The sequence below is a fragment of the Pseudomonas sp. F-14 TE3482 genome (genome assembly GCF_053629455.1).
The window spans coordinates 3560908-3575535 of sequence record NZ_JBRJII010000001.1 but is presented as its reverse complement, the minus strand read 5'-3'; the positions used below and the strand labels follow the sequence as shown (position 1 = coordinate 3575535).

General features: G+C 58.0%; 13 protein-coding genes. 6 read left to right on the top strand and 7 right to left on the bottom strand.

What is annotated here, in order from left to right; all coding sequences use genetic code 11:
- Positions 1–409 precede the first annotated feature (409 nt).
- Positions 410–1771 carry a hypothetical protein gene (locus AB7M26_RS16125; RefSeq protein ID WP_123499613.1) on the top strand — a complete coding sequence of 454 codons (1362 nt, stop codon included), beginning with the start codon at positions 410–412 and terminating at the stop codon, positions 1769–1771.
- Between the two features lie 146 nt (positions 1772–1917).
- Here the strand turns inward: AB7M26_RS16125 and AB7M26_RS16120 are convergent, their stop codons facing one another.
- Entirely contained in the window at positions 1918–2790 is an 873-nt protein-coding gene (locus AB7M26_RS16120) for a DNA/RNA non-specific endonuclease (protein ID WP_123499614.1), read from the bottom strand.
- Between the two features lie 313 nt (positions 2791–3103).
- Between AB7M26_RS16120 and AB7M26_RS16115 the strand changes: the two genes are divergently transcribed.
- Positions 3104–3505, top strand: a complete 402-nt coding sequence (locus tag AB7M26_RS16115) for a hypothetical protein (RefSeq protein ID WP_008073195.1) — start codon at positions 3104–3106, stop codon at positions 3503–3505.
- 213 nt (positions 3506–3718) lie between these two features.
- On the top strand, positions 3719–4000 hold the full coding sequence (locus tag AB7M26_RS16110; protein ID WP_429379591.1) for a DUF3303 domain-containing protein: 282 nt from the start codon (positions 3719–3721) through the stop codon (positions 3998–4000).
- Positions 4001–4159: 159 nt separating this feature from the next.
- On the opposite strand, the gene ligD is transcribed toward AB7M26_RS16110, so the two are convergent.
- From ligD to AB7M26_RS16090, 4 genes are read right to left on the bottom strand one after another with little or no spacing between them, the layout of a single operon-like run.
- Entirely contained in the window at positions 4160–6781 is a 2622-nt protein-coding gene (gene ligD, locus AB7M26_RS16105; RefSeq protein ID WP_429385197.1) for a DNA ligase D, read from the bottom strand.
- Positions 6778–7944, bottom strand: a complete 1167-nt coding sequence (locus tag AB7M26_RS16100) for a carboxylate-amine ligase (RefSeq protein ID WP_429385195.1) — start codon at positions 7942–7944, stop codon at positions 6778–6780. Before AB7M26_RS16100 ends, ligD begins: the two co-directional genes overlap by 4 nt.
- Positions 7916–8917 (bottom strand): methyltransferase, encoded by a 1002-nt coding sequence (locus AB7M26_RS16095; RefSeq protein ID WP_429385193.1) that lies wholly within the window; start codon positions 8915–8917, stop codon positions 7916–7918. The genes AB7M26_RS16100 and AB7M26_RS16095 overlap by 29 nt, the downstream gene beginning before the upstream one ends.
- A 27-nt stretch (positions 8918–8944) precedes the next feature.
- The gene (locus AB7M26_RS16090; RefSeq protein WP_429385191.1) at positions 8945–10330 is read right to left on the bottom strand and encodes an iron-containing redox enzyme family protein; all 1386 of its coding nucleotides are present in this window, start codon (positions 10328–10330) and stop codon (positions 8945–8947) included.
- A 618-nt stretch (positions 10331–10948) separates the two neighbouring features.
- On the opposite strand from AB7M26_RS16090, the gene pcsA reads away from it, so the two are divergent.
- The 3 genes from pcsA to AB7M26_RS16075 all read left to right on the top strand — a co-directional run bounded on the left by pcsA (position 10949) and on the right by AB7M26_RS16075 (position 13285).
- Positions 10949–11671 carry a phosphatidylcholine synthase gene (gene pcsA / locus AB7M26_RS16085; protein WP_429385189.1) on the top strand — a complete coding sequence of 241 codons (723 nt, stop codon included), beginning with the start codon at positions 10949–10951 and terminating at the stop codon, positions 11669–11671.
- An 11-nt stretch (positions 11672–11682) separates the two neighbouring features.
- Entirely contained in the window at positions 11683–12069 is a 387-nt protein-coding gene (locus AB7M26_RS16080; RefSeq protein WP_429385187.1) for a DUF488 domain-containing protein, read from the top strand.
- A gap of 289 nt (positions 12070–12358) precedes the next feature.
- Complete coding sequence (locus AB7M26_RS16075; RefSeq protein WP_008073210.1) at positions 12359–13285, top strand: universal stress protein; 927 nt, start codon at positions 12359–12361, stop codon at positions 13283–13285.
- A gap of 117 nt (positions 13286–13402) precedes the next feature.
- Here the strand turns inward: AB7M26_RS16075 and AB7M26_RS16070 are convergent, their stop codons facing one another.
- The gene (locus tag AB7M26_RS16070) at positions 13403–14215 is read right to left on the bottom strand and encodes a class I SAM-dependent methyltransferase (protein WP_429379578.1); all 813 of its coding nucleotides are present in this window, start codon (positions 14213–14215) and stop codon (positions 13403–13405) included.
- A 36-nt stretch (positions 14216–14251) separates the two neighbouring features.
- Complete coding sequence (locus tag AB7M26_RS16065; protein ID WP_123499640.1) at positions 14252–14524, bottom strand: DUF4242 domain-containing protein; 273 nt, start codon at positions 14522–14524, stop codon at positions 14252–14254.
- Between the last annotated feature and the right edge of the window lie 104 nt (positions 14525–14628).

Genomic DNA, 14628 nt, shown 5'->3' with positions numbered 1-14628 from the left:
GGGTGCTACAAATACAAAATACTGCACCTTTGCGCGCAATTCCATTCGGAACACACATAGGCCCCGCTCTCACCGAAACCTTGGTTTGACGCCGGGGAAAAGGACAACGGATTCGTTTTCCCTGAACGTCAGCCCGGGGGATTTCGGCCAGTCACGACAGCCTGGGCCAAACGCGGCCTCCCAAAACCAAGGGATGCACTCAGTTTCCCCGACCACCTATTGATCGCGGTCTGTCATCGGCTAGTGGTGCTGAGGTGTTGGGCGTGAAATATAGGCCTATGATTTACAGGGACTTTTAAAAAAAGTCGGAATCGGTAGCGCAGAGTTATCTAGAGACTTCTATTATTTCGTTATCGCCGAATCCGGCCTAATCACTGTTATACGTTAGCGACAAAGCCAGGAGAGTAACATGTCGATAAAAAAAAGAACGGCTTTACTCCTGCTGGCTTTTAGCTTTTTCGGAGTTACAAGTTGTGCCAACATAAGAAACTATTCAGAAATCTCAAGCGAAAGAGACAAGAGCATTGTTTCTGATATTGACTATTATGACTTTGCATACAATGTAGATGTTATTGTGCTTCCTGCAGAAATAAAAAACAAAGAAAATGTAAATATTGACAATAGCTTTTCAGGTGAATTACAGATTTCAAACTGGGGGAGTGCTATCAAGAATGCGACCCAGAAAGAAATTCATAACAGTGATCGCTTTATCGAATTTGGACATTACAGTGGGCGCATTGAAATAAGCACAGAAGTATCTTCAGTATCTGTAAGCAACACTTGGGGTGGAGTCCGAACGAAGTGCAACGTTGTTTACACATATAAAGATTTAGTGGCAGGAAAAACACTCTCCAAGCATGATAGCGCCATTGAAGTAATGACACTCTCCCCCACCCTACCAAAACCAAGTAATAGTGTTATTTACAGCTTTGATCAACTTACATACGCCATTGCTCGCGAGGCGATTATTGGTCTCATTCGGTTGCCGCCCATTGCTGATATTCAGCTAACACAGAAGCAAGTGAAATTTTACAACTCGAACATAAAAAGAAAATCCAACCAAATTATTAGCTACGTTCCAATTGACAATCTTATTCAAAAGAACAAAAAAGAACTGAACTCCGCTTTTTCAACGACTAAGAAAGTTCAAAAAAGCAGAAATAAATTGGCGAATAAAAACAAATCAAAAGTTAGAGTAGAGACCGTCTCTGCTCCCGCTGCCCCCACCCTGAAATCTAACACAGCTAGTGATATACCCACCGCAAACACCGCTAAATCGAGTGAAAACTCTGCCAATCAAAACTCAAGCCAGGTTGCGACTGAAACTAAAAAGGACGATAGAAGTTTAGGAGGCATTGCTGGTTCATCGGAGCGTTTGAAGGATGGCACCGTTAAAAACGACGAGCCCAGTTATGACGGCAGTGGATATATAGCCACGCCGGGGCACTATCAACCTCAAAACGAGGTATCGGCGGAGCAAGAAAAAGCAATGGATGCATGGATCAAGGAGGAAAACGCAAAGTTACAGGGAGCGAATCGCGATGCCACTTCACCTCCCGGGCACACAACCATACCACGACTCTATCAACCTCAAATCAAGGTATCGGAAGAGCAAGAAAGAGCAATGGACGAATGGTTGAAAGAGGAAAAAGCAAGGTTACAGGGGGCGACTGGCAATGCCGCTTCACGTACCGGGTACACAACCATACCGCGACTCTATCAACCTCAAAACAAGGTAGAGGCAGCGCAAGAAAGAGCAATGGATGAATGAACGAAAGGGCAATGAAGCAAACTCCGCAGCCAACGCCAAAGAGTGCGAACCGAAAATCGCAGCAACTTTTGAACCGCCGCTATTTATCCGTGAATGAAACACCCCATCGGTTGCCTCCAGCCTTTGGGGTGCAATTCATCAAGCCATCAAGAGCGCCCTACGGAACCTGTGACCGGTAGATTCCCCAGCAATTTGAGCCCGGTACTCTTCACGAAAGCGTCATAGTCCATCGGTCTCTCGATACGAGTTTCAGCGTTGGGCAGTACGTAGGCCCAGGCACGCTTGGACGATGCGTCGTAAACCAGCTTGAACAGACGGGTCGGCACCCAGACCTTGTTGTCGCCGATAGTGGTGTGGCCTGAATCAAAGAGCGGGCCGGTAAAGACAAAAACATTGCCATCGGCTCGCTTGGCAAACTTTCTGACATCGGACTCGACCTTACTCCAGATCTTCCGATTATTGGTTGGGTCCTGCGGCACCATGTTCGACAGTGCAAAGGATTGAGCCATTGCATTGGGATTCGGAGCATCGGCTGCCGGGGCTTGATGGCCGCGGTCCACGGCCGGATGTTGGCTACGGTAGTCGCTCAACTCTGCCCGCCCACTCTTGGGGATGCGTGGGTCCGGGTAGAACTGGTTGGTGCGCTCCTCGCCTTTGGCATCCTGCAGCTGCGCGGCATTAAGGCGTTCGACCACGACCAATGGCGTCTTGCTGGTTTGCGAGTACAGCACCGCAAAGTTGTCGGAACACAGGGCCAGGGGTTTCATGGTTGCAGGCACAGTGGCCGTGTTGATCGGTTGCGCAGCCGGGAACAGCTCTGCGCAGCCGTCAAACGATGCCTGTTTCTGTTTGTTCGAATAGAGGCCCAGGGCCGCGTTCTGGCTGATCGAGCCCGAGCGGGATACTTGCTCCTGATGCTGGGTGGGCGGCTTGATGAGATCCAGCAGACTACGGGCTTCTGCCCCGGTCGAGAGCAAAACAAGGGCCGACAGCCCAACTGCAATTTTGCGTAGGTGCATGCTTTAAATCTTCGAATTGGATTGAGGGGTAAACGTACGGCGAGTCCCGATTCACGGAACCTGGTGGAGGCGGTTGCTGATTATATTGCGGCGAGCATGCTTTCACTGTCCTTGATCAAAATGTCGATGCGGATCCGGTCGGTTCGCGCGGGATTTATTGACCATCACAAGTCACTTTAGTGCTGAGCAGCGTTTACATTCGACTCGTCGATGCTCTTCGAAGAAGCGATCGGCAGAGGAATGTAGACATCGCGCTCAACGGCACAACAACCCCATGGGCAAACCCGATCATAGCGCTCTATGATTGAACCCCATGACGACCTCTCTTCCAATCCGCCAACCCTGCCCGCCCGGAGCCTGCATCTGCGAGCGTGAGCCGTTGCTGGAAACCCCCGGCGCGGATCTGCGCATCCTGAGCCTGACCCGATCGGAGGAAAAGCGCTTGGTCGAGCGCCTGGAGAATCTCCAGAGCCTCGGCGATCTGGAGCGGCTGCAACGCCGGATGTACGAGCAATTGGGTCTGCGCGTCGAGATCGTCCCGGGCTTCAATGAAGTGCGCACCATGCGCGGCATCAACATCACCCTCGGCGAACTGCCGGGCCTGTGCCGCAAAACCCGTCAGTCGATTCCGGCGGCGATTCGTCGAGGGCTGGAGAAGCGCCCGGAGATTGCCTACGAGCTGCTCAATGCCAACGACTTGTTGCGTGATGCCTGATTGTTCTCGCTGTTATCTCGATATGTTCGTTTCAAATGTCCTGAAAGAGGATCAGCGGTCGTACGCGAAACGCGGGCCGCTGCTATGCCTTCTGATGGGAGAAAGGGTATCAGGCCAGCCAGGATGGAACTGGAAACACAAGCGTGGCCGTGGCCCCGGCGCCAGCCATGTGCGCGAAGATAAAAGGTGCCAATCCGTAGCAGGAGGTGGCAGATGTTATTCATGGTCCGTTGGTCCATCAGTCCGCAACAGCGTAATAGCGCAATCGAACGTTTTCTCAAGACCGGTGGCGCGCCACCCGCAGACGTCAAGATGCTGGGGCGCTGGCATGCCGTCGGTGGCTCGAGTGGTTTTGGCATTGCAGAAGCCAGTGATCCGGTGTCGATTCAGAAGTGGGTGCTGGAATGGAGCGACCTCATGAGCATGGAAGTCCACGCCGCACTGACCGATGAACAGGTGGCGCCGCTGCTGGCTGCCGCAGTCGGCAAGCAATAGGCGTCGAGGCGGCGAGCCTGTGGCGAGGGGGCTTGCCCCCGTTGGGCTGCGAAGCGGCCCCAAAATCTCTGATGTGCCAAAGATCTTGTGAGTGCTACGCACTCAAACGGGGCGATGCGGCGTTCCGACAAGCCCCCTCGCCACTTTCCTTCTGATTCACTATTTTTTCATCCCCACCCGCCGCCGCATGTCGGCAGTTATCGTCTGTCGGGTTTTCTTCAGGTCGGCCCAGGGTTCGTCACCGATGTCGGCCAGGCGCTCATGCACGTTATGTACGTTCCATTGATTGCCACCCTTGAGCTCGGCCACCTCCTCGCGAAAGATCGGCACCGACACCGGCAGCCCTTCGCGGGTGCGCACGGCATACGCGCAAATAGTGGTGGCGCCCAGACCGTTGCGCAGGTAGTCGATGAAGATACGCCCGACGCGGTTTTTCGGTCCGGACACCGCAGAAAAGCGGTCCGGCAGTAATTTGGCCATGTGGCTGACGATCGCGTGGCTGAAGTCCTTGACCTCGTCCCAGCCGTGTTTGCGGGTCAGCGGTACGACCAGGTGAATCCCCTTGCCGCCGCTGGTTTTGAGAAACGCCTTGAGCCCCAGTTCATCCAGCACCGTGAGGGTTAGCTGAGTCGCTTCGATCATGCTTTTCCAGGGCAACGCCGGATCCGGGTCGAGATCGAGGACAAAGCGATCGGGTTTATCCAGATCGACTGACGTGGCATTCCACGTGTGCAGTTCCACCGTGCTCATCTGCACTGCGCCGATCAGCGCTTTGGCGTTGTTGATGATCATCACCGGTTGGCCCGTCAGTTCTTTGTCCAGGGCAACAATCCCCGGAATGGCCAGGCGTTCGGCGTTCTTCTGAAAGAACAGTTCGCCGGCGATGCCGTCCGGCGCGCGCACCAGCGCCACCGGCCGGTCCTTGAGTTGCGGCAAAATCCATTCGGCGACACTGGCGTAGTACTCCGCCAGTTGCATCTTGGTGGTGCCAGTGCTGGCATCGATCACCCGGTCCGGGTGCGTGATGCGCACCTTGCCGCTGGCCAGGCCAATCTGCGACGGCACGACAGTCGACTGGGCGGTTTTTGGGTCGGCGGAGGATTTCCTCTTCGCTGTGGATTTTGCTGCGGCGGTTTTCGAGGCTGATGTTTTCGAGGCTGAAGTGTTCACGGTTTTCGGCAATTCCTCGGTGATTTCTTTGGCAGGCTTGTCATCACGCAAACCATGGAACACGGCGTGGCGCACCGAGCCGTCCTTGGTCATTTCGGCGAAGGCCACTTCTGCCAGCAGTGTGGGCTTGAGCCAATGCACACCTTTGGCTTCGAAGCCGCTGGGCGGATTGACCACCGACGGCTTTTTCGTCTGCAGCGGTTTCAATTGTTCGTAAATACGCTTGAGAGTCGCCTCGTTGAACCCGGTGCCAACCTTGCCGGCATAACGCAATTCACCGCTGTCGCGGTCGTGCAATCCCAGCAACAATGCGCCAAAAGCACTGCGTGCGCCTTTGGGGTCAGTGAAGCCGACGACGACGAATTCCTGCCGATGCTTGCACTTGAGTTTGATCCAGTCACGGGTGCGCCGAGACACGTAAGGCGAGCCCAGGCGCTTGCCGATCAGCCCTTCCATCTTCATTTCGCAGGCACTGTTGAGCAAGGCCTCCGGGGATTCGCCAAAGTCGTCGGAGAATCGCAACAGCGGATTTTCATTAGGCTTGAGCACGGTCGCCAGCGCCGCCCTGCGCTCCTCGACAGGCACTTCGCGCAGGTCCACGCCGTTGAGATAGGGCAAGTCGAACAGGTAGTAAACGATGCTGCCACTTCGGCCGGAATCGAACGCATTTTGCAGCGCCTGGAAATCCGGAACGCCCTGCTCGTTGGCCACCACCATTTCGCCGTCGAGCCAGGCCGACTCCAGCCCCAGCGCCGCCAGTGCCTCGGCTTGCAGGGGCAATTTGTGGGTCCAGTCGTGACCGTTGCGGGTGAAGAGTTTGACCTCGTCGTGGTCGATGCGCGCCATGACCCGGTAGCCGTCGAATTTGATCTCATAGCTCCATTCGCCGCCTGGCGCAGATTCGACCAGTGTCGCCAGTTCAGGTTTGAGCAGCTCCGGCAGTTTGGCTTTGCGCGCGCCCGTCAGTTGTGCCGACTTTTCCTTACGCGCCTTGGCCGGGGCTTTTTTGACCGGTTTGGGTTTTTCAGTACCGTGCTTTTTTTCCAGAATGGTGCGGTCGCTGAGCACGCTGTCCGGCTCGGCAGCGACCACGTCGTATTCGCTGTCGGGTCTGGCGGCGCTGTCTTGATGCTTGATCAGAAACCATTGTTCCTGCTTGCCCGGCATGTGCGTGCGCACGAGGTTCCACAGACCACCAAGCTTTTCCCCCTGCAGCTCGAATTTCAGCCGGCCCTTGGTGTACGCCTTGGCCGGATCGTCCTGGGGAATCCACACCCCACGGTCCCAGACGATCACATCGCCGGCGCCGTAATGCCCTTCGGGAATGGTGCCCTCGAACGTAGCGTATTCCAGCGGATGGTCTTCGACATGGATGGCCAGGCGCTTGACCTTGGGGTCCAGCGACGGCCCTTTGGGCACGGCCCAACTTTTCAGCGCGCCGTCGAGTTCCAGGCGAAAGTCATAGTGCAGGTGCGAGGCATCATGTTTCTGAATGCAGAATTGCAACGCATGATCCTTCGCTGTTTTTTTGCCCGAGCGTTTGACGGCGGCCGGTTCCGAGGTCGCCGAGAAATCGCGCATGCGGTTGTAATCGTCCAGGTTCTTGTTCATGGCTCACCTACCGCTCGTTGCGAGGCCGGGCTGGCGCAAGGTTGTTCGCCGGTTTCCATCAGCAGTTGATCGACAGCTTGCGCCAACGCCTCGGGCATCGAACGTCCGTCGCACAAGGCCTGTTCCACCGCGTACCGTTGCCGATCCGCGCTGGTCCCCTCAATCAGCATGCGCCGGGCCTGTTTGAAGACGTCTTGCACACCCAGTTGCTGCGCGGTCTCGGCAAATGTCACTTGCGCCAGGGCCAGCCATTGCTCGATCGAGATTGTCGGTTCGTGGTCCTGGCGGATGAAGGTGCCGTGAATGCCGTAACGCTTGGCACGCCAGCGATTTTCCTTGAGGATCCAGTAAGCCGCGCGGCTGAAGTTCGCCCCGGGCAGCGGCTGCGCGACGGCGTCAGCGACCATCAGGCGAAACAGCGAAGCGATGCACAGCGCATCGTCCAACCGTGGGCAAGCGTCGGTGATGCGCAGCTCCAGCGTGGGAAACCGTGCGGCCGGGCGCACGCTCCACCAACAGTCACTGGGCTGGCGGATCGAGCCGGTCCGGGTCATCAGCGCGACGTAGTCATCGAACGCATCCTGATCCTCGAAGAACTCCGGAATGCCCATGCGCGGCCACTCGTCGCAGGCGACTTGGCGATAGCTCATGAAACCGCTGTCCACGCCCTCCCAAAACGGGGACGAGGTGCTGAGCGCCAACAACAGCGGCACCCACGGCAAGATTTCGTTCATGACGCGGATACGATCCAGATGACCGGGCACTTCGACGTGCACGTGCAGCCCGGACAACAGGCTGCGCCGGGCCACTCGCTGGTAGTCATCGAACAACTGATGGAAATGCACCTGATCCGTCGGTTGCTGAATTCGCCAATCCGCCAAGGGGTGGCTGCCGGCGCTGAGCAGGCCCAGGCCGAACGGCTCCAGAGCACGTCGCAAGGCACTGCGGGTGGTGGCCAGGTAATCGGCAGCCTCCGGCACACTGCTGAATACCGGTGAGGCGACTTCAATTTGCCCCTGGAACATTTCATAGGCGAACGACTGGCCCAGCGCCGCCCTGCACGCCTCGATCGCTTGGACCGATGGCTGCCCCGGCATGCGCCGGGAAGCGAGGTCGGTGAGGAAGTATTCTTCTTCAATGCCGAAGTTCAGGCGCCTGTTCATCAACGTTTTCCCCAATGCCTGGGCCGAGACGCATCACGGTCAGCGCGACGACGGCAATCCGTTCCACCCGTTTGTAACCGGGGGTCGACAACTCCTCACCGAACACATCGGGATCGAGTTCGCGATACGTCCAGCCGAACCCCGGAGCCTCCAGACGCGGAGTGAGGGCCTCCAGCAATGGATCGCGCCCATCGACCATCGCCGCGCCGGTGTACAGCAGCAACGAGCCGCCGGGCGCCAATCGACCGAGTGCCTGCTCGACAATCCGCAGTGACAACTCCGCACCCAACGCGCCACCGCCATGCCGGTAAGCACGCTCGGCCGGGTCGGCCATGTAGGGTGGGTTGGCGACGATCAGGTCAAAGTATCCGTCGACATCCTGCAACAGATCGCTGGCTTCGACCCTGACGTTAGCCACTTCGGCAAGCGCGGCGTTGATGGCTGTCATGCGCAGCGCCTCGGGGTTGATGTCCAGCGCCAACACCTCGGCTTCGCGACGGGCGCGGGCAATCAGAATGGCACCGACACCGGCACCGCAACCCACGTCCACAGCGCGCCTGATCGGGGCGAAATTCTGCTGCAAATGGGCGTGAATCAGTTGGGCGAACCGATAAGTGTCAGGCCCGAAGAACACCGAATCAGCGGCCTCCGTCGGAAAGGCCGAATGCACGAACAGCAAGTCATCGAGACTGGACCAGCGCACCCTGCTTTTCAGCCGCCCGTTGCACGGCTCCAGCACCTGCGCCTGTTGTAACTGGCGTTGTTCATCCGCCGACAATAGCCCTGGCTCGAACGGTCGCGACCAGCCAAAAACATCGCGCAGGGTCTCGGCCCGTCGGCCTTCGGCGCGGCTATTGACGCGCTGATGGGTCAGCGGCGTCGGCGTGATGAAGCGATAGCCGTCAGCCTGCAGGCGCCGTCCCAGTCGCACCAGCGCCAGGTCGGCGACAGACAGCTGTTCTTCCTGACTCATAAACCGCTCCCGTTGATAAAACGCGTTCTAGAGAAGGCTGGATTTGAGTTCGACAAACCGGCGCGTTGCCAACAGACCCGCGGGATGTGCATGCCGATGAGGCGAAAGCCACGGCATCAACACCGGCATCTGCTCATGCCCGCTCAGACCGTTCAGCGCGGCGTGCAGGCGCTGGATATCCGGATCGCTGTCAGGCACCGGCATTTCTGCCGTCACACTGCTGCCACGTCGTACGGCAACCGCCGGATGTTCAGGGCTCCAGTCGCCAGCAATCCAGTCATGCAGCAATTGTTTTTCGTAAGGGCTGAATACGCCGAACATCGCCGCGCCGGCGCCATCGATCAATTGCCAGAAACGACTGGCCTGCGGGTCCTGATGGCGCTTGATCCAGCCTCTGTTTTCCATGGCCGCCAGCAATCCTGGCAATTGCTCCGGTGAAGACAGCCACTGATTAACGGTCTTGCCTTCAAAGCGGCTGTAGTCGGAATGCATGTGCTGGCCGAACGGGCGTTTGCGTTCCAGCATGCTCAGGACTTCACTGTCGAGGTCGAACGACTCGATGATCGCCCGGCTGCCCTGCCCCAGGTCGTTGAGCCGATAACCCAGCGCCACCCGACGCAAAAAGTCATCGCGATCGCCCTCCACCGGGAGCAATTGCAGTACCGACTGCACCGCCTTGTGAGCATGGCCGATGCTGGCGTTGTCGATGGTCACGTGGAGCGTGAAATAAAGCGGATCGATGCCCAGTTCGCTGAGTTCATAAGCGCTGATCAACAAGTGCAGCGGCAGCTGTTCATAGCCGAGGTTGTAGCCGATCACTTGCGGTAAATACTCGTCGGCGCAATAGCCGAGCGCCAGTTGAATCGCGCCTTGCAGGTAGCGCTCATCGGTAATCGCGGCAGTGTCTGGCAAGCCATGTTCGGCGAGCAGTTTGCGGTAGATCACTACATGATTCTGCGCCGGATTGCCCTCGCCCAACTCCTCCAGATAGGTGCACAACAGGCCGTCAAAGCGCGGGTCCTGCCAGTGCGGCAACAGCCCATAAAGCCAGGCACCATCCACCAGTTTGGTCGGGGCCACTGCCTGCAGGAAAAACAGCGCATGGGCTTTATTGCTGAAGAACTGTCGCGCCCCACCCGCCTTGCGCTGCTGAAGGTAATCGGCGTATTGCCGGGCCACATCGACGCTGTGCTGTTCGACCCAGTTTTGCAGGGCCGAGAGGTCCCGTGGCAGCTCATCAGGCAGCTGCGCCGCTTGCTGCAATTGTGCTTGCAGGAAGCCCCGGGCGAGCGCGTGTTTTTGCGCACCATCGTCGTTCAGCAACAACTGTTCATAGAGCGACTTTAAGCCGCCAGCGACAGTTATCGCGTGCTCGTGGGCAGGCCGGGATTCAAGTCGTGTCAGGGCAGTCATGGAATGGTTTTCTCGCTCTGCGGCCAGTGGCAGGACGCTGGATCAGCACGTCTCTATCAGCAGAGCAGCGGTGCCTGAAAAAAATTCCATTGGCGTTGAAATTGGCCGGACAGACGGGCCAGCGCCGTGGCACTGGCTCGCGGCGCAGTTCAGCGCAGGGGGATTCACGCCTCTGGTGACAGCCGAGAATTGCGGCCTTACGTTTCTGCTGCCGAAATCACCGGCCGCATCCCGGGATGTACACAATTTGTGTAGGAGCTGGCGCAGGCCGCGATCTTTTGATCCTGGCCATTTTCAAAACCGCTGAAGATCAAAGATCGCAGGCTTCGCCAGCTCCTACAGGTGGATGCCGCGCCGCCCTTGCCCTTCCCACTCCTGACAGAAATGACACTGCCATCTTTTATGCTGCGCCCACCTTGAATGGAGCGCACAGGCGGACAACGCATTAATTCTTGCCCCGGATATTTCCGGGGTATTTTTTTGCGCGGCGACTAAGATTCAAGGGTGGTGAACCTTATCCCTGCAAATCCGGTCGATACCTGCAACCCGACCCGGTTTGCCGATGCCCTAAACAAGAGGGTGATCATTGGCTTGCTTCACTTTCTGGAGAACGCCCCCGTGATATCCACTGTACACATTGCCAGGCTCAAAGCATGGGGCGCCCATGGTTTTACCGCCACTGGCGTGGTCACAGCCTTCCTCGCGACCCTCGCCTTGCTGGAGAACCAGCCGACCAATTGCCTGCTGTGGCTGGGCGTGGCGCTGATCGTCGACGGTCTGGACGGCGCGCTGGCACGCAAGGTCAATGTGCAGTCGGTGCTGCCAAGTTTCGACGGTTCAATCCTGGACCTGGTGATCGACTATCTGACGTATGTATTTATCCCGGCCCTGTTCATCTACCGTTACATCCCGTTGCCGGACTACACCCTGCTGCTGACCGTGTCGCTGATTCTGGTGTCGTCGCTGTTTTGCTTCTGCAACGTCAACATGAAGAGCAAAGACAACTACTTCCAGGGCTTCCCCGCCGCGTGGAACGTGGTTGCGCTGTGCCTGTACATCATCGATCCATCGCCGTGGATCACTCTGCTCACCGTCATCGGCCTGGCGCTGTTGACCGTGACCCGAATGAAATTCCTGCACCCCTTCCGCGTGCGCCGGTTCATGCCGATCAACATTGCCGTGACGGCCATCTGGCTGCTGTGCAGCTTGTCGCTGGTGGTCAACCACCCGGTCGTCAATCCGCTGGTGATGGGTTTGTGGCTGCTGATGTCGGCGTACTTCCTGGGGATCTGCTTCTGGCGCACGGCGCTGGAGTGGTTCGACAGCTCGCGGCTCAAATAGGCACTGCGATCATGCCCATCCACATCGTCCAACTCGGCTCCCCCCGCACCGCGAATGAAGGCCTGCGCCTGGGCACGGTACGCCGCCCGCCCCGTGGTGTACCGAAGGCCGAATTTGCCAGCCGGGATTTTTACGACGTGTGGCAACCGCTGCTGTCCCCCAGCCCCGAATTGGTGACCGAAGCCAAAGCGGCGGAAGATGCCAAAGCCTGGGGAGCCTTCAAGCGCAAATTCAAGGCCGAGATGAACCATCCCGCGCCCAGTCAACTGCTCGACCTGCTGGCCGCCCTCTCCCATCAAACGTCGCTGGCGGTAGGGTGTTATTGCGAAGACGAGGCCCACTGCCACCGTTCCGTGTTACGGGAGTTGCTGGAGGCACGGGGCGCGAAGGTTATATAGGTCGCACGAACCCCATCTCCCTTGTGGGAGCCTGCTCGCGATGACTGCATTCCAGTCAATGTAGATGTCGACTGATACTCCGCCATCGCGAGCAGGATCGCTCCCACACTTTTTACCGAGTCAACCGCTACCTCAACGCTAATCGCCCGCTTGCGGACGAGATTTTGATCATGGTCAATACTTAGAGGATTGAATGGCTATCGAATGACCACACGTCGGGCGCACAGGCGCTTCCCCATCGCAATCCAGGGGGCCCGTCGTCTGCTCGTTTACCCACGGGAGGTTTGTCATGTCTGGTCAAGCTCGTTTCATGCTGGTCGCCTCGCCCCTGATGGAACACAGCCCTGCCTTCGACCGGGCCGCAGCGCTGGCCAAGGCCGAAGATGCGGCCCTGCATATCGTGGCCTTCGACTATCTGGAGGGTCTGGCGACCGCCGGCTTGGTCAACGAAAAGGCTCTGGAGCAGATGCGTCTGGGCTATGTCGAGCGCCACCGCCAGTGGCTTGAGGAACAGGCTCGCCCTTTGCGCAAGATCGGAGTGCACGTCACCACGGAGGTGACTTGGGTCGAAAATCCGCTGGAGGAAATCCTGACGCACCTCAAAGAGCAGCCGATGGACGTGCTGATCAAGGCGCTGGAGCACCAATCACGGCTGTCGCGGCTGGTTTTTACCCCTCTCGACGTGCATTTGCTGCGCGAATGCCCGGTGCCGCTGCACTTCGTCAGCCATGCCAAGCATGCGTTGCCGCGCAAGATCGTTGCAGCGGTGGACCCCTTCCATCGTGATGACCACTACAAAAGCTTCAATGACCGGATTCTGCACGAAGCGTCAAAACTGGCGAGTGCCTGCAATGCCGAGCTCGACGTGGTCTACGCCTATGACCTTTCGTCGATCAGCTCGGACGAGTTCAGCTTCGAAAACGGTTCGGCTTTTTTCGCCTCGGACAAGGCCAAGACCCTGTTCGACTTCCAGGAGGATGCCTTTAACGAATTGGCCGCGCGCAACGGCATCGCGCCGGAGCAACGGCACATGATCATGGGCAGCCCGACCAAGGTGCTGACTCGCTACGCCGATACCTATGACGTCGACGTGATTGTCATGGGCCGGGTCGGCCATCGCGGCATGGGCCGGTTGATTGGCAGCACCGTGGAACATCTGCTGTACAAAATGCCGTGCAGTGTGTGGGTGGTGTACACCGAGCGGCTGGATGAGTAATTGCGCCGCACGCGGTCCCCTGTAGGAGCTGCCGAAGGCTGCGATCTTTTGGATCTTCAAGACCAAAATCAAAAGATCGCAGCCTTCGGCAGCTCCTACATTGCCCTCCTCAAAGGCTCAACGCCGTGTAATCACCACCTCCAGGTATTCACTGGGCACCACCAGCGACCGCTCCCCCGCCCGGTTCAGGCGATTCAGCAGTTCAGTCATGTCGTTTTCCAGGGCCGCGCCCTCTTCGGGTGGCAGGGTCGCAAAGGCCTTGTGAACCGGTCCATACCAGGTACGGAAGATGTCGATCCAGTGTGCGGCCGAGCGATAGCGGAAGTTGAACAGCCGCCGTGTCACCTGAAGCTGAAAGTCGCGCTGATCGAACTGCGAGTGCAACCAGGCTTCGGTGCCCCAGTTCGAAGGTGGTTGCGCGCCTGGCGGTGGCGGCATGTGGCGGCCCAGGGTCTTGAACATCTGGCCGATGAAGCCTTCAGGCGTCCAGTTGGCAAGGCCGATCCGCCCTCCATGACGGCACACCCGCGCCAGTTCCGCTGCGGCCTTGGGCTGATCCGGCGTAAACATCACACCAAAGGTCGAAAGCACGGCATCGAAACTGGCGTCCTCGAACGGCAAGTCCTCGGCATCGGCCACCTGAAAGGTCACGTCCAGGTGTTCCGCCCGTGCGCGGTCTTCGCCGCGTTCAAGCAACTTGGCCACGTAATCGGTGGACGTGACCTTGCAGCCCCGGCGCGCGGCGGCGAGCGTTGCATTACCGTTGCCGGCGGCGACGTCCAGCACCTGCTCATCACAAAGCAAGTCACAGGCTTCGGCCAGTTGTTCGCCGACGATCTGTAAGGTGGTGCCGATCACGGCGTAGTCGCCGCTGGCCCACGAGGCCATTTGACGGTTTTTCAGGGCAGTGAGGTCAATGGGAGTACTCATGAAATCTGCTCCGTTGCGGGTTGGAACTCGTCCGGCTCACTCCGCCGTGGTGGGATCGATGATGTTCATGACCCGGGAAACGCTGTTGATGGGAAATTCACCTTTTTGGGCGTGCTCCCTGATCAGTCCCTCATTCGGCGCGATGTACACGCAGTAAATCTTGTCGCCAGTGATGTAACTCTCCAGCCACTGCACCTCTGGTCCCATCTCGCGCAACACATCGCAGGATTTTTGCGAGATCGCTTTGAGTTCCTGTTGCGGCAGTGCGCCGGCGCCCGGAAGCTCGCGTTCAATAATGTATTTAGGCATGGCAACGTCCTTTTCTTGAGGGTGATGACAGGGTCGGCAATGATCCCGTCGTCCACAAACTATCGCTCCCGGATACGCCGGCGTCCTGCCGATCGTCCGGAGAA

What these genes read in the sequence shown, in the direction of transcription:
- AB7M26_RS16125 (WP_123499613.1), top strand. Translation starts at nt 410, where the DNA reads ATGTCGATAAAAAAAAGAACGGCTTTACTCCTGCTGGCTTTTAGCTTT.
- AB7M26_RS16120 (WP_123499614.1), bottom strand. Translation starts at nt 2,790, where the DNA reads ATGCACCTACGCAAAATTGCAGTTGGGCTGTCGGCCCTTGTTTTGCTC.
- AB7M26_RS16115 (WP_008073195.1), top strand. Translation starts at nt 3,104, where the DNA reads ATGACGACCTCTCTTCCAATCCGCCAACCCTGCCCGCCCGGAGCCTGC.
- AB7M26_RS16110 (WP_429379591.1), top strand. Translation starts at nt 3,719, where the DNA reads ATGTTATTCATGGTCCGTTGGTCCATCAGTCCGCAACAGCGTAATAGC.
- ligD (WP_429385197.1), bottom strand. Translation starts at nt 6,781, where the DNA reads ATGAACAAGAACCTGGACGATTACAACCGCATGCGCGATTTCTCGGCG.
- AB7M26_RS16100 (WP_429385195.1), bottom strand. Translation starts at nt 7,944, where the DNA reads ATGAACAGGCGCCTGAACTTCGGCATTGAAGAAGAATACTTCCTCACC.
- AB7M26_RS16095 (WP_429385193.1), bottom strand. Translation starts at nt 8,917, where the DNA reads ATGAGTCAGGAAGAACAGCTGTCTGTCGCCGACCTGGCGCTGGTGCGA.
- AB7M26_RS16090 (WP_429385191.1), bottom strand. Translation starts at nt 10,330, where the DNA reads ATGACTGCCCTGACACGACTTGAATCCCGGCCTGCCCACGAGCACGCG.
- AB7M26_RS16080 (WP_429385187.1), top strand. Translation starts at nt 11,683, where the DNA reads ATGCCCATCCACATCGTCCAACTCGGCTCCCCCCGCACCGCGAATGAA.
- AB7M26_RS16075 (WP_008073210.1), top strand. Translation starts at nt 12,359, where the DNA reads ATGTCTGGTCAAGCTCGTTTCATGCTGGTCGCCTCGCCCCTGATGGAA.
- AB7M26_RS16070 (WP_429379578.1), bottom strand. Translation starts at nt 14,215, where the DNA reads ATGAGTACTCCCATTGACCTCACTGCCCTGAAAAACCGTCAAATGGCC.
- AB7M26_RS16065 (WP_123499640.1), bottom strand. Translation starts at nt 14,524, where the DNA reads ATGCCTAAATACATTATTGAACGCGAGCTTCCGGGCGCCGGCGCACTG.